This window comes from Oceanobacillus longus (assembly GCF_042650085.1).
Lineage (GTDB): Bacteria > Bacillota > Bacilli > Bacillales > Amphibacillaceae > Oceanobacillus > Oceanobacillus longus.
On the sequence record NZ_JBHSAO010000011.1, the window covers coordinates 95,150 to 110,236 of the forward strand.

11 protein-coding genes are annotated in these 15,087 nt (G+C 38.4%); 9 read left to right on the top strand and 2 right to left on the bottom strand.

Annotation, left to right across the window (positions count from 1 at the left end; all coding sequences use genetic code 11):
* Positions 1–34 precede the first annotated feature (34 nt).
* From ACFOUV_RS14540 to ACFOUV_RS14550, 3 genes are all read left to right on the top strand, one after another.
* Positions 35–3,154: a S8 family serine peptidase gene (locus ACFOUV_RS14540; RefSeq protein WP_379497509.1), complete on the top strand. Its 3,120-nt coding sequence runs from the start codon at positions 35–37 to the stop codon at positions 3,152–3,154.
* A gap of 143 nt (positions 3,155–3,297) precedes the next feature.
* A complete protein-coding gene (locus ACFOUV_RS14545; RefSeq protein WP_379497510.1) occupies positions 3,298–4,986 on the top strand; it encodes a choice-of-anchor I family protein in 1,689 nt (562 codons plus the stop codon).
* A 552-nt stretch (positions 4,987–5,538) separates the two neighbouring features.
* The gene (locus ACFOUV_RS14550; RefSeq protein ID WP_379497511.1) at positions 5,539–6,270 is read left to right on the top strand and encodes a glycerophosphodiester phosphodiesterase; all 732 of its coding nucleotides are present in this window, start codon (positions 5,539–5,541) and stop codon (positions 6,268–6,270) included.
* Positions 6,271–6,437: 167 nt separating this feature from the next.
* Here ACFOUV_RS14550 and ACFOUV_RS14555 read toward each other — a convergent pair whose 3' ends face one another.
* Entirely contained in the window at positions 6,438–6,800 is a 363-nt protein-coding gene (locus ACFOUV_RS14555) for a hypothetical protein (protein ID WP_379497512.1), read from the bottom strand.
* Between the two features lie 195 nt (positions 6,801–6,995).
* On the bottom strand, positions 6,996–8,309 hold the full coding sequence (locus tag ACFOUV_RS14560; protein ID WP_379497513.1) for a nucleotide sugar dehydrogenase: 1,314 nt from the start codon (positions 8,307–8,309) through the stop codon (positions 6,996–6,998).
* Between the two features lie 197 nt (positions 8,310–8,506).
* Here ACFOUV_RS14560 and galU point away from each other — a divergent pair, with 197 nt between their 5' ends.
* The 6 genes from galU to ACFOUV_RS14590 all read left to right on the top strand — a co-directional run bounded on the left by galU (position 8,507) and on the right by ACFOUV_RS14590 (position 14,852).
* A complete protein-coding gene (gene galU / locus ACFOUV_RS14565) occupies positions 8,507–9,391 on the top strand; it encodes a UTP--glucose-1-phosphate uridylyltransferase GalU (protein WP_379497514.1) in 885 nt (294 codons plus the stop codon).
* 18 nt (positions 9,392–9,409) lie between these two features.
* Positions 9,410–10,717, top strand: coding sequence for a UDP-glucose dehydrogenase family protein (locus ACFOUV_RS14570; RefSeq protein ID WP_379497515.1), 1,308 nt, complete (start codon positions 9,410–9,412; stop codon positions 10,715–10,717).
* Between the two features lie 148 nt (positions 10,718–10,865).
* A complete protein-coding gene (locus tag ACFOUV_RS14575) occupies positions 10,866–11,984 on the top strand; it encodes a glycosyltransferase (protein WP_379497516.1) in 1,119 nt (372 codons plus the stop codon).
* A gap of 29 nt (positions 11,985–12,013) precedes the next feature.
* Positions 12,014–13,174 carry a glycosyltransferase gene (locus ACFOUV_RS14580; protein WP_379497517.1) on the top strand — a complete coding sequence of 387 codons (1,161 nt, stop codon included), beginning with the start codon at positions 12,014–12,016 and terminating at the stop codon, positions 13,172–13,174.
* Positions 13,175–13,948 carry a glycosyltransferase family 2 protein gene (locus ACFOUV_RS14585; RefSeq protein WP_379497518.1) on the top strand — a complete coding sequence of 258 codons (774 nt, stop codon included), beginning with the start codon at positions 13,175–13,177 and terminating at the stop codon, positions 13,946–13,948.
* Positions 13,949–14,057: 109 nt separating this feature from the next.
* A complete protein-coding gene (locus tag ACFOUV_RS14590; RefSeq protein WP_379497519.1) occupies positions 14,058–14,852 on the top strand; it encodes an ABC transporter permease in 795 nt (264 codons plus the stop codon).
* The last annotated feature ends 235 nt before the right edge of the window (positions 14,853–15,087 follow it).

Here is a 15,087-nt window from a genome sequence, read left to right on the forward strand (position 1 = left end):
AACTAGCAATCTATTAAAAACTAGGGGGAATTGGATGCTGAAAAGAGTCGGAGCGTCATTATTAGTCGTTTTATTGGTTTTTAGTAACTTCTCTTTTGCGAGTGCAATGGTAAAGACTGCACCACTGCAAAAGAAAGAAAATCTCACCACCGAGGAAATAAAGGAAACAGTTGACCCAAATGAGCAATTAAGGATTATCGTGGAGATGAAAGACGAAGCTCCAATCATTAATGCAACAAAAAAAGGTGTCAAATATGACAAACTAGCAAAATCGGAAAAGAAGAAACTGGAAAAAGCTGCAAAAGCACAACAAAAGGCAGTAAAAGATAAAATGAAAGGCAAAAACGTAAATGCGACATACTTAGAAGAGTTTACAGCAGTTGTGAATGCATTTAGTGCCGAAGTAAAACGTAATGAAATTGAGCAAATTGAATCCATACCAGAGGTAAAGGCAGTCTATATCTCTAATAAATATGAACGTCCAATTGCAGAACCGAATATGACCTACAGTAAGGAATTGGTAGAGGCGCAAGAAGCTTGGCGCGACTATGGTTACAAAGGGGAAGGGATGGTTGTAGGTATTATTGATACAGGAATCGATCCCAGCCACCGTGATATGGTTCTAACAGATAATGAAACAGCTGAACTGACAGAAGAAGAAGTAGGCCAAATCGTCAGTGAAGAAGAATTGCCAGGACAATTTTATACTGAAAAAGTACCATATGGCTACAACTATATGGATGACAATGATGAAATTCGTGAAATCCATTCAGCTGCAAGTTACCATGGCATGCACGTTGGTGGCACAGTTGGAGCAAATGGGGATGAAGAAAATGGCGGCATTTCAGGTATTGCCCCAGAAGCACAGCTTTTGGCATTAAAAGTTTTCGGTAATGATCCAGACATGCAATCCACCTATGGAGATATTTATATCAAAGCGATTGATGATGCGATTAAACTTGGGGCGGATGTATTGAACATGAGTCTTGGTTCAACTGCAGGATTCGTTGACTCAGAATCTCCAGAACAACTAGCAGTATCCAATGCTGTGGACAATGGCGTTCTTATGTCAATATCTGCCGGTAACTCCGCATTGTTTGGAGATGGCTATTTCTATCCATATGCATCCAATCCGGATTATGGAGTAAGTGGATCACCAGGTGTATCCTATGATTCCCTGCAAGTAGCTTCCTTTGAAAATACAACGATGCAAGTAGATGCAGTAGATTATACAATTGACGAGGAACCGGGAAGTGCAGCTTTCCTATCAGCTAGTAGCACACATCCAAATGACATCCAACAGAAATCATTTGAAGTGGTAGAAGCAGGTCTAGGATATCCGGAAGACTTTGAAGGAAAAGATATAGAAGGCAAATATGCCCTCATCGTGCGTGGGGAAATTGCATTTACTGAAAAAGCACTTAACGCCCAAGATGCTGGCGCAGCAGGTGTAGTCATCTATAACAATACAGATGGTATCATTAATATGGCTACAGATCCTTCAATCACGATTCCGCAGCTGTTTATGCTGAAGAGTGATGGGGACTCACTTGCAGAAGCCATCCAAAATGGACAAGCAGTTACACTTGAATTTGCAGGTGAACAAACAACCATTGACAATCCGGATGCAGGAAAGATGAGTACATTCAGCTCATGGGGATTAACCCCGAATCTTGATTTCAAACCAGAAATCACGGCACCAGGTGGACAAATTCTTTCTACACTGAATGATGACCAATATGGTCTCATGAGTGGTACGTCCATGGCAGCACCACATGTGTCCGGTGGTGGCGCACTCGTACTGCAACGGGTCGATGAAGAATTTGCCTATGAAGGTGCCGACCGTGTCAATCTCACAAAAAATCTATTAATGAATACAGCTAATCAAGTAGAATTCGATGGTGCACTTGTATCACCACGTCGCCAAGGTTCTGGTATGATGCAGATCCATGCAGCATTATCTTCGCCAGTAGTTGTTACAGAATCAGAAACAAATGAAGCAAAAGTTGCATTAAAAGAAGTAACAGAAAATGAAGTGACATTTGAATTAACTGCAGAAAACTTCTCAGATGAAGCAGTAAGTTATGATGTGCAGGCGAATGCGCAAACTGATACTCCAGTTAATGCAGGAGTTATGGTATCAGCACCTAACTTATTCGGTGCATTGGATCTTGGCGATGTAGTAACTATTGACGGAGGATCTACTAGCACAGTAGAAGTACCAGCAAATGGCTCTACCTCATTCGAAGTAACAATCGATGTAAGTGAATGGGATACTGATTTGAACAGTATTTTCACGAACGGATACTGGCTGGAAGGTTTTGTAACGCTCACAGACCCAACAGACACAAATCCCAAACTGACCGTTCCTTATGTTGGCTTTAAAGGCGAATGGGACGCAGCGCCAATCTTTGATACGCCAATGTGGGATGATATGACATACTATGGTATGACTGGCGTAGGGACGGATTTAGGTGGAGGTAGCTATGGATTCTTAGGTTATGACGCAGCAACAGAAGCCTATGATCCTGAAAAAATCGCAATCTCACCAAATGGAGATGGTGTACAGGATGATTCATTTCTAATTCTATCTTTCTTAAGAAATGCGAAGGAAGCTAACTTCAACGTTCTTGATGAAAACGAAAACGTCGTTGAAACGATAGCGAATGAAGAATTTTTAAGAAAAGACTACTATGACAGTGGTGCAGGATCTCATTACAAATTAAATTCTGACTGGGCATGGGACGGAACCATCGATGGCCAACCAGCACCTGAAGGTCAGTACTACTTGGAAGTAGAAGCAGTAATTGATTTTGAAGGGGCCCAGTGGCAATCGTTCCAACTACCGGTATTCGTAGATAAGACGGCACCGGAAGTAGAAGCAGATATCAACCGTGGTCAAAGAGAAGTTTCATTACAAGTAATCGATGAAGACGGAAGTGGTGTTGCATCATGGGAAGTTTCCGTCGATGGCGAACCAGTATCTGAAGAACCAATTATTGGTGAAACAGAGCTGGAATTAACGGATATCCACCCAAGCCAAGTGGTAAAGGTAACCGTTATCGACTACGCTGGTAATGTAACGGAAGATGTCGTGATGGGACCTCAAGGAAAAGCAAAAGGAAAGAATAAAAATAAAAATAAAAATAAATAAGTCATAGAAAGATAGTCGGTACCCATACTAATGGTGCCGGCTATTTTTAAGTTAGTTTACTGAAAAATCACAGAAAAGCAACAGACAGTTTACATCCATCACGTATGATTGCCTTAAGGATAAAATTGGGGAGGTTATACATAATGACGATGAAGAAAAAATTTGTAGCAGGTGCAGCAGCAACGATGTTATTTACGAGTGCAGTACCTTTCAATGTATTTGCAGAACAAGCATCTTTATTCCAGTATGGAGCAGAGGACTTGACCGTTTCGCAAGTAGGTCAATATGACAGCGGATTAGGAGAAGGCGGCACGGAAATCATGACATATGATTCTGAACTCGAACGTGCATTTGTTACAAATGGCGTAGCAGCCGGGTTTGATATTCTTTCTTTTAAGAAACTCAAGTCAGGTAAATTTTCAGATGTTAAAACGGAGAAACGTATTTTATTAGCTGATTATGGAATTGAAAATGTAGAAGATATTACAAGTATTGCTTCCCATCCAACAAAAGACTTAATTGCCATATCTGTAGTAAGTAATCCAAAGACAGATCCTGGATACATCGTATTTACTACAAAAGCTGGTGACTATATGAATCATGTACAAGTTGGCTCTTTACCGGATATGGTTACATTTACTCCAGACGGCACAAAAGCAGTAGTAGCAAATGAAGGGGAGCCCAATGATGATTATTCTGTCGACCCTGAAGGATCTATCTCGATTATTGATGTAACAGGTAATCCAGATGGCTTTAGAGCAAACACGCTTTCTTTTGATGGTGTAGAACTGGATGAGAAAGTTCGTGTTCAGTCAAAAGGTACAACCTTACAACAGCTTGAACCGGAATTTGTAGCAGTCTCTGAAGACAGCTCTCAAGCATTTGTATCCATGCAGGAAAACAATGCAATCGCAACGGTTGATCTGGAAACAGAGGAAATTTTGAATGTGAAAGGTTTGGGAATGAAAGATCACTCTGTAACGGCTAATGAAATCGATGCAAAAGATAACAATGAAACAACTATTGAAAAACAACCGCTCCTCGGATTTTATATGCCTGATGCCATTGATACGTTTACAGCAGATGGAAAAACGTATATTCTAACTCCGAATGAAGGCGATGCACGGGATTATGATGCTTATTCGGAAGAAGCGAGCATTAAAGATATCAAGAATCAAATCCAACTCAACGCAGATTACTATGAAGGATACACACAGGAAGAGCTTGATCAGGCAGTAGAAGATGGACTGCTTGATGAATTGGGTAAAACAAACATAACGCTTGAATCAGGGAAAAATGAAGAAGGAATCTATGAATCGTTGCATACTTATGGAGCACGCAGCTTTTCTATTTTCGATGCAGAAACAATGGAACTTATCTATGACAGCGGGAGTGAATTTGAAAGAATTACAGCGGAAGCATTACCGGAACATTTTAATACAAATAATGACGAACTTAAATATGATGGGCGCAGTGATGCAAAAGGTCCAGAGCCAGAAACAATTGTGAGCGGAGAGATTGATGGAACAACTTACGCATTTATTGCGCTGGAACGGTTTAGTGGAATAATGATGTATGATTTATCCAATCCATTACAGCCGGAGTTCACTAAATTAATCTCCAGCCGTGATTTTAGTGAAGATGTTAAAGGAGATGTTTCTCCAGAAGGCCTGCAGTTTATCCCAGCGGCACAAAGCCCAACAGGATATGACCTGCTAGCAGCAACGCATGAGGTTTCAGGGACAGTCGCAGTCTATGAATTTAATGGGAAAATAAAAGGATCAAAAGAATGGAACCAAAGCGATAATAAGTATAAAAATAAGCAAAGATAAATAAATTTTCCAGATAAAGGTCCAGCCAATTAGGTATGGATCTTTATTATTTCCTAGACTTCATAGCTTTAAGTTAATTTATAAAGATTTGCGCTACTGCCGCCGTCCGGGATTGCTCTGGGCGGATGCTTTCCGCGGGCACGGCCTCAGCCCCGAAGAGAAAATCGCTCTTCAGGTCTTCGGACGCGTGCTTTTCCCGCAGGAGTCACCGCCCTCCGCTCACCCGGACTGGTGAGTTATAGGATGCTATTTCAGCTACCCGTGATTGTAATAATAGTCAGCAACCCTTCTAACAAGCTCTGGGAAATACACGTAGACTTCTGCGGGAGGCTCACCAGCCGCCCGCGAAAAGCGCAGTGTATTTCCCAGAGCGATCGCCGAAGTTCCCTATAGTAGTTCGCATTTTATATCTAATGCGGCACAGACAATAAACTTTTGAAACCAGACTAACTTTACAAACAATATACATTGCATTCACAGGTCGTTAATAATAATCCATTATAATAAATATAAAGTAGAAGTTCTAAAGTAGAAAAAAGAAGGGATGATTGAATGACGATACGAGGTATAGCCCATCAAGGTTATTCACTTAAACTTCCGGAAAACACATTATCTTCTTTTCAGGCAGCAATCGACTTAGGATTCACACATACAAAACTGGATGTGCATTTGAGTAAAGATGGCGTTCCAATTGTTATGCACGATTCTACCATCGACCGAATGACAGACGGGTACGGGGAAATAAAGGATTTTACCTACCTGGAACTTCAGCAATTTACGATTAATTACGAGGAAAAAATCCCATCGCTTGAAGAAGTATTGCAATTGACGAAGGATCGTATCAAGGTCTTTATCGAATTAAAACAGACCGGATTTTATCATGGCCTCGAAGAAAAAGTATATGAAATTATCGGAAAGATAGATGTCTTTAATCAGGTATATCTCATATCGGTTAATCACTTTTCCCTCGCACGACTTCGAATTATCTCAAGGAAATTGCAAATAGGACCATTGGCAAATGAATTACTACCGAAAGAATGTGAACATCTTAAACAGTTAGATTTATCCTTTTACGCAGTTCAATGCAGTAAATTGAATAAAGATCATGTGAAACGGTTTGAAGAAATGGGTGTCCCAATTGCAGTCTGGCCGGTAAATACGATGGAAGAAATGAAATATATGCAGCAGTTTACAAATGTATTAATTGGTACCGACGAACTGGAAAAATACCAGGCCATTTATTATCCGGAGACGGTTACGAACTGGCAGAGGGTGGGAATGTAGATGAGGAAGTACAGATGGATATATATGTTCTTTCCAGCTGTTGCATTTTTAGCTGTTAAGCTACTTCGGGCAGAAGAGAAGTATGTGCGAATTGCTTAAAAGGTCATTATAAACCCCTAATCTGTAAGGCTATGGACCACCATAGATTAAGGGTTTATATAAAAGAGTTATTCTTCAAATAGTTGATCAATTTCAATTTTAAGCTCCTCTAGGATGCGGTCGGCTTCAGCTTGAATTTCAGCAGTATGTTCATTCATACGACCTTGTTGTTGCTCGTTTAATTTTTGATTCAAATAGCTTTCCGCTTCCTCCATGATGCGTTGTCTTTCCGTTTCGACTACCATCACCATATCATGTTGAATCTGTTCTCCCATTTCGGCTTGACGGACCTCGTAAACTTCCTCTACTTCTTGCTTTATTTGCTCCTTCTGACCAGCAAGCAGGTCTGCATAATAATTCGTACCTGCAAACGTAACGGTTGCTCCAGCAAGGAAAGTAAGAATGGTTAAAGTGATTGTTTTCTTTTTCATTGGAAATCACTCCTTATAGCATTTTATGAATGCGCTTACAATTTTGTTCTTATAAATATGTTTTTCACCTCCTTAGAGGGTGTTTCTTTACTTATAGTATACATGGTTTTATATGAAACAGATAATATACAAAGCAATAAAAGGTGGAATTTCCATAAAAAAAGATCCCTTCCTAGCTGGAAAGGATCGACAGCTTTATAAACTCCAATAGTTGTAACCTTTGGATTCATAATCTTTTTTATTTAATATGCTCTTAATATCAATGATAACTTTTGTGTCATTTTTGTACATTTCATCAAGCATTTCAATCGTGTAGTCTTCTTTGAATACTTTATGAGGGACAGCTAAAACAATAGCATCAAGATTCGTTAAGTCTTCTCTTTCAGATAATGTAATACCAAATACGTTTGATACTTCATCTTTCTCAGCAAGAGGGTCATGGACAATAACTTCTACACCATACTCTTCCAATTCATTAATAATATCGATTACTTTTGTGTTTCTCACGTCGGATACATTTTCTTTGAAGGTAAGGCCCATAATGGCTACTCTTGCTCCATCAATTTCCTGCTTTGCTTTAATCATTTTCTTGATAATGTTACTTGCAATATATTTTCCCATATCATCATTGATTTTTCTTCCTGAGAGAATGATTTGTGAATGATATCCAAGTTGTTCTGCTTTATAGGTGAAATAATACGGATCTACTCCTATACAGTGACCCCCTACTAATCCAGGTGTGAAATTAAGGAAATTCCATTTTGTGCCCGCAGCTTCAAGAACTGCCTTTGTATCAATATCCATCTTATTAAAGACCATGGAAAGTTCATTCATAAATGCGATATTGATATCCCGTTGCGAATTCTCAATCACTTTTGCTGCTTCAGCAACTTTAATCGATTCAGCTTCAAATACTCCTGCTTCAATAATAGAAGCATACACTTCTGATATTTCCTTGAGTGATTCCTCATCAGAGCCTGATACGATTTTTGTGATTTTTGTTAACGTATTAACTTTATCACCCGGGTTAATTCTTTCAGGTGAATAACCTACTTTAAAATCTACTCCGTACTCAAGGCCGGATACTTTCTCGAGAATAGGAATACATATCTCTTCTGTTGTTCCTGGATAAACGGTTGATTCATATACAACGATAGAGCCCTTTGTTAAGTTACGGCCCACAGTCTCACTTGCGCCGATTACTGGATTTAGATTCGGTGTTTTATCCGAATTAATTGGGGTAGGTACTGCTACGATATGAAATTTACAGTTTTTCAATTCACTTTCATCATCTGTGAACATCATGGTCGTATTTTTGACCATTTCATCTCCGACTTCACTTGTAACATCTACACCGCTCATATATTGATTTAACTTCTGATTATTTAAGTCATAGCCAACGACATCATATTTTTTTGCGAATTCTACAGCGAGTGGAAGACCAACATAGCCAAGTCCAATAACAGCAATTCTTTCTTCCTTCGCTTGAATTTTACTAAATAAACTCATGTTTTTTGCCTGCCTTTTGTTAGTTAGTTTATTTTTATCTATGCTCAATATTATACAATTATATGTTTCGCTTGTATAGCAGATCAATTTCGATAGGATAGTTAGGTACTCTATTCTTCATGATTTTATTGGATATATGGTAAAATTAAACGTATAATCACCCTCATAACCATTAGCATTTAAGGAGAGCAGAGTAGATGAAAGTAAAAAAAGCGATAATACCAGCAGCGGGCTTAGGGACGCGTTTTTTGCCGGCTACAAAAGCCCAGCCGAAAGAAATGCTCCCAATTGTAGATAAACCGACAATTCAATATATAGTAGAAGAAGCAGTTGCATCAGGAATAGAGGACATCATCATTATTTCAGGTCGCGGGAAAAGAGCGATAGAAGATCATTTCGATAAATCCTATGAACTTGAAGAAAAACTGACTGCAAAGGGTAAACTGGAGATGCTCGAAATGGTCCAGTCCATTTCCAATCTGGCTAATATCCATTATATCAGACAGAAAGAACCTAAGGGTCTTGGACATGCTATTGCATGTGCACACAGCTTTATCGGTAATGAACCGTTTGCAGTTTTATTGGGTGACGATATTGTCGTTTCCGAGGAACCTTGTTTGAAACAATTGATCAATGTGTATGATAACTATAATCATTCCGTAATCGGTGTTCACGATGTACCCTGGGATGATGTTTCCAAATACGGGATTATCAATCCTTCGGCAAACGAACAGTATGGCAATTCTATTCAAGCTATTGAGTCCTTGGTGGAAAAGCCATCCAATGCTGAAGCTCCTTCCAATTTGGCAATTATGGGTCGCTACGTGCTTTCACCTGAAATATTTGCTATTCTGGAAAATCAACAACCTGGAAAAGACGGCGAGATCCAGTTAACAGATGCTTTAACCCAATTAAATGAACAGGAGCAGATCCTAGCTTATAACTTTGATGGCCAACGTTATGATATTGGCGGTAAACTTGGGTTTGTGCAGGCAACCATTGATTTTGCATTAAATCGTCCAGACTTGCATGAAGATATTAAAGCATATATGGAAAAGAAATTGGATAGCTTAAGAAGTTAATAGGAGTGAAATACATCTATGGAAATTTCAGTTATTGGAACAGGCTATGTCGGTCTTGTAACAGGGGTCTGTCTAGCTCATATAGGAAATAAAGTAACCTGTATCGATATTGATGAAGAAAAAATAAATACCCTGAAAAGCGGTATTAGTCCCATATATGAAGAGGGACTAACAGAACTTCTTCAAGAAAATATAAATAATGGAAATCTTGACTTTACATCGGATTATAAAGAAGGTCTTGCTGGCAAGAAATTTGTCTACATCGCAGTGGGTACTCCACAGGGCGAGGATGGATCAGCTGACTTAACGTATATCGATAAAGCTTGTGAATCCATTGCCCAACATCTTGAGGAAAATACAGTAATTGTGACGAAAAGCACAGTACCTGTTGGCACCAACGAGTATATTAAGGGAAAAATAGAATCAAATCTTATAAACGAAGTAACCATTAAAATAGCTTCCAACCCTGAATTTCTTCGTCAGGGATCAGCAGTGTACGACACCTTTAACGGTGACAGAATTGTTGTTGGATCTGATGATGAAGAAACATTGAATCTATTGGAAAAAATAAATGAGGGCTTTAAACTTCCTATTGTAAGAACAGACCTTCGAAGTGCGGAAATGATTAAGTATGCATCCAATGCATTTTTAGCAACGAAGATTAGTTTTATCAATGAAATGGCAAATCTTTCTGAAAAAATAGGAGCAAACATTGATCACGTAGCTAAAGGGATGGGAATGGACAAGCGGATCGGAAATAGTTTTCTAAATGCAGGAATAGGCTATGGCGGATCCTGTTTTCCAAAAGATACAAGAGCTATTATCTCCATCGGCAAGAAGGCTCAATATGACATGCCGATATTGGAAAATGTCGTCGATGCAAATGAACGCCAAAGGGACATTCTCGTTGATAAAGTACTAAAAAAATATAAAGATATAAGTGGTAAGAAAGTTGCCGTATTAGGGCTTGCTTTTAAACCGAACACGGATGATATGCGTGAAGCGCCATCCATATCTGTTACGAATAAGCTTCTTGCCAATGGAGCAATTGTTACTGCATACGATCCAGTAGCAACAGACAACGCAAAAGAAGTCCTATCAAGTCAGGTGAAATTTGCAAAAAGTATAGAGGATGCTATCGATGGGGCAGATATAGCAATGATTCTCACGGAATGGGCAGAAATTAAAGCTTATCCATTGGAAAGTTATAAGAACTATATGAATCAAGCCGTAATTTTCGATGGAAGAAACTGTCATTCTCTGGAATTAGCCAAGGAAAGTGGCGCAGTTTATCATTCGATAGGAAGACCATCGATGAACGATTAATGAAGCAATGAAAAGGGATCTGAATGACACGTCAGGTCCCTTTTGTAATCATATCGAAATTTATTTATTGAATATGCTGTGGTATAATTCGTTCAGTATATTTTTGATTTGTTACGAAGGAATGCTTAAAAAGAAGGATGACTATTTAGTGAAAAAAAAGCGTGTACTATTTTTTATTTACCAAATGGGTGCAGGTGGAGCAGCTCGAACATTGCTGAACATCTTAAATAATATGGATCAATCGAAGTTCACTCCTGTTTTGGTTACATTAGATTATAATGGGAACTATGAACAATATCTGAATCCTGAAATAAAATTCATTAAACTAAAGACAAAGCGACTGAGGTCTGCTATTTTCCCATTAGCAAAGGTGATCAGAGAGGAAAAAGCAGATATTGTGTTTAGTACGATTCCAAACTATAATACAATCGCTATCCTCGGGAATCTTTTTTCGTTTACTGGTGCGAAAAATATTGTTCGTGAAGCAGCCTATTTAGGTGGGACCACTTCTGCAGACCTGAAATTAAGGTTATATGGTTTGCTATATAAATTCTCTAGTAAAGTAATCGCACTTTCCAATGGGGTTAAAGGAAATATCGTACATCGTTATAAAGTAAAACCTGAGAAAATAGAGGTAATCTACAATCCAGTAGATATCGAGAGTATACAGCGAAATATAAATGAAGGAACGATACCTGAAGAACACGCCGTAATTTTTACCGGGGCTGAAAAAGTTATGATAACAGCTGGTAGACTTGTGAATGATAAAGATCAAAAGACATTAATTAAAGCCTTTGCCGAAGTAAATCGTCGGATAGATACCAAACTTGTTATTCTTGGCGAAGGGAAACTAGAAAAAGAATTAAAGAGCCTGGCTGAAGAATTGAATATTGTAGAGCAAGTTTACTTTCTTGGATTTCAGGAAAATCCTTATATTTATTTCACTAAGGCGGATGTTTTTGTCCTGTCCTCGAAACGTGAAGGCTTTGGGCATGTACTTGCAGAAGCTTTGGCTACAGGTACACCTGTCGTTTCAACGAATGCACAGCCTGGAGCACAAGAGGTATTAAATAATGGTGAATACGGTCTAATGTGTGAGGTAGGGGATGTAAAAGCATTGGCCGAAAAAATATATGAAACTCTAACATGGGATGAAAAGCAAATCAATCACGCAATTCAAAAAGGATTGGAACGTGCGAACACATTCCATGCCAAAACGATTGTTAAACAATACGAGAATATATTTGATCAAACGTTTGATCAATAGAATAAAATGTGAACGGGAGATGAAGGAGTATGGCTACTCCAAAGCGTGTTGTTCAGTTAACAACTGTCCATCATCCATACGATCCACGGATCTATCATAAAGAATGCAAGTCACTTCAACAAGCTGGTTTTGATGTGACGTTAATTGCGCAGGAAAGCGTTAAAGAAGGAACAAAAGAAAAGCCGATTAAACATATACCGTTAAAAACGTATAAAAGCAGATTAAAGAGGATGACTCTAGGGGCATTTGCTGCATATAAAGAAGCAAAAAAATTAAATGCAGATGTGTATCATTTTCATGACCCGGAACTATTACCAGTTGCTTGGCTATTGAAAAATAAAAAGAATGTCGTCATATATGATATTCATGAAGATTACATCACCAGTATTTTACAAAAGGATTATATGCCTATGCCCGTTAGAAAAATAATTGCTTCAACGTATAAGTTTACAGAGAAGTTTTTTACGCGTCATTTCGAATTATGTCTTGCAGAAAAATACTATAAAGATATCTATCCAAGCGGGAAATGCATTCTAAACTACCCTACAATAAATGAGAACTTCCTAAATAGTAAACGTCATGGACCTGTAGAAAGTAAATTATTGTATACTGGAAATGTATCTGTTGTACGAGGTGCAATGCTTCACTCCAAAATTCCGTTAATCGATGAAAATATTCAAATGCATTTTGTAGGTAAATGTCCAAGTGATTTGGCGGAAAAAATGTATGCTGTTGCAGGCGATAAGAAAGATAATCTTGTGATTGAAGGAATAGATCAGTTTATTGAGAAGGAAGTCATTGAAGATAGATACTTGAACACGAACTGGTTAGCAGGAATCGCCCTCTTTCCACCTACAGAACATTATATGAAAAAGGAACTCACGAAATTTTTTGAGTATATGAATGCTGGACTTCCAGTTATATGCTCTGATTTTCCTGTATGGAAAAATTTTATCGAAACTTATAAATGTGGAATTGCAGTAGACCCTAACAATGATTATGAAATCAATCAGGCAATTTCCTATCTCCGTAATCATCCCGAAGAAGCAAGGGAAATGGGAGAAAACGGAAAAAGAGCGGTAACGGAAGAATTGAATTGGCATACCGAGGAACAAAAATTGGTTTCCTGGTACCGTGAACTGCTAAAACTTGGGAAAACTGGTAATATACAAGAAGGAATGGGTGTTTAAATGGAACATAACCCACTTATTTCAGTAATTACTCCTTCGTATAATGCAGAGAAATTTATTGGGAACACGATCGAGTCCGTTTTGAATCAGACCTACCCAACTTGGGAAATGGTCATTGTGGATGATCGCTCCACTGATAATACGCCCTCTATTGTGAAAGAATATATGAAGCGGGATAATAGAATTAAGTTGATTATCTTAGAAGAAAATAGTGGTTCCGCAGTAGCTCGGAATACGGCAATGGAAAATGCAAAAGGGCAATATATTGCCTTTCTGGATAGTGATGACCTCTGGTTACCGGAAAAGCTGGACAAGCAATTACAGTTTATGAGGGAGAAAGATATCGCGTTTTCCTTTACAAAATATGTTCGCATATTGGAAGACGGCACAAAAACAAACGCGGTAAGTGATGCTCCGGAATCCGTCAATTATGATGATTTAATGAAAAGATGTGTGATTGGTTGCCTGACAGTGATGCTTGATCGGGATAAAATCGGTGATTTGAAAATGGTTAACATACGAACAAGGCAAGATTATGTATATTGGCTTACCATAACTAAAAATGGATTCCTTGCTTATGGAATTCCTGAGGTTTTGGCCGAGTACAGGCTTGTTGATAACTCCATCTCTAGCAACAAGTGGAAAGCGGCAAAACGGAACTGGTATGTATTCAGGCATATAGAAAAACAGAGCCTGATGAAAAGCATCTGGTACTTTTCCAATTATGTAGTAAGGTCGTTGAGGGATCTTGTTAAATGGAGAACAAAGCGTTAATTTTTTAATGAATAAAATTATAATAATGTTTTTTTATAATAAAAGTTTTTACTAAATGAACATAATTTCTATTGGTTCATGTTTATAAATTAGGCGGTGTCATTGTATTATGAAAAATTACATTCAGGAAATGTTGAAAAGGAAAGATTTATTATTTTATCTGGTGAAATCCGGATTAAAAGCCGAACACCGAAACAGTTATCTAGGTTATTTCTGGTGGCTGCTTGATCCATTACTAAATGTAATGGTCTATTATTTCTTGGTTGTTATTGTACTCGGGCGTGGTGGAGAAAACTATCCGCTCTTTCTCGTAGTCGGACTAGTCGTTTGGCGTTGGATCAGCACAAGTATCAACTCTTCATCAAAGTCAATTTTAAGATATAGCTCCATCATTAATCAGGTTTACTTGCCAAAGTCTTTATTTCCAATATCTTTTACACTTACGCAACTGTTTAATTTTTCTTTTGGGTTAATTGTAATCGCATTGTTCCTAGCGATTTATGGTGTCATGCCTGACTGGCATATTATTTATTTGCCACTGATTATCTTTATCCAAATAATAGCTCATCTGGCGTTGGGATTGTTCCTCGCCTATATTACGATATTTGTAAGAGACATCGAGAATTTGCTTACTTATGTAACGCGTATCTTTTTCTATGCATCACCAATTATATGGGAAGGTGCAAGGTTATTGAGAAGTGATCGCATTCCCGATGGCCTTAAAGCATTAATAGAACTTAATCCTGTTGCCATTTTGGTGACATCCTATAGAGATATCTTAATCGATCATCAGGCTCCGAACTTGATGGCATTATTCGCTATTTTCATCATTTCACTTGCTCTAGGTATATTCATGCTCTATTACTACAGTAAAAATGAACATAAGATCATTAAGGCTTTATAATAAAGGCTGCTTTCTAAAAGTAAGGGACTGCGGTTACGCGTCCCACTGAAAAGCTTTGTTGTTTATAACAATCACTAATGCAGTTAATTGTTTGTAAGCTTAAAACCAGCTCTGGGAAATACACGGAGACTCCTGCGGGAGGAAAGGCATAGGTGAGACTCTGAAATGCGTCAGCATCAAGAGGCTCACCAGCCGCCTTAGGATGCGCGCAGTGTATTTCCCAGAGCGGTCGCCG

Coding starts and splice junctions, on each gene's coding strand:
- galU (WP_379497514.1), top strand. CDS start 8,507: ATGAAAGTAAAAAAAGCGATAATACCAGCAGCGGGCTTAGGGACGCGT.
- ACFOUV_RS14590 (WP_379497519.1), top strand. CDS start 14,058: ATGAAAAATTACATTCAGGAAATGTTGAAAAGGAAAGATTTATTATTT.
- ACFOUV_RS14570 (WP_379497515.1), top strand. CDS start 9,410: ATGGAAATTTCAGTTATTGGAACAGGCTATGTCGGTCTTGTAACAGGG.
- ACFOUV_RS14585 (WP_379497518.1), top strand. CDS start 13,175: ATGGAACATAACCCACTTATTTCAGTAATTACTCCTTCGTATAATGCA.
- ACFOUV_RS14540 (WP_379497509.1), top strand. CDS start 35: ATGCTGAAAAGAGTCGGAGCGTCATTATTAGTCGTTTTATTGGTTTTT.
- ACFOUV_RS14545 (WP_379497510.1), top strand. CDS start 3,298: ATGACGATGAAGAAAAAATTTGTAGCAGGTGCAGCAGCAACGATGTTA.
- ACFOUV_RS14550 (WP_379497511.1), top strand. CDS start 5,539: ATGACGATACGAGGTATAGCCCATCAAGGTTATTCACTTAAACTTCCG.
- ACFOUV_RS14560 (WP_379497513.1), bottom strand. CDS start 8,309: ATGAGTTTATTTAGTAAAATTCAAGCGAAGGAAGAAAGAATTGCTGTT.
- ACFOUV_RS14555 (WP_379497512.1), bottom strand. CDS start 6,800: ATGAAAAAGAAAACAATCACTTTAACCATTCTTACTTTCCTTGCTGGA.
- ACFOUV_RS14580 (WP_379497517.1), top strand. CDS start 12,014: ATGGCTACTCCAAAGCGTGTTGTTCAGTTAACAACTGTCCATCATCCA.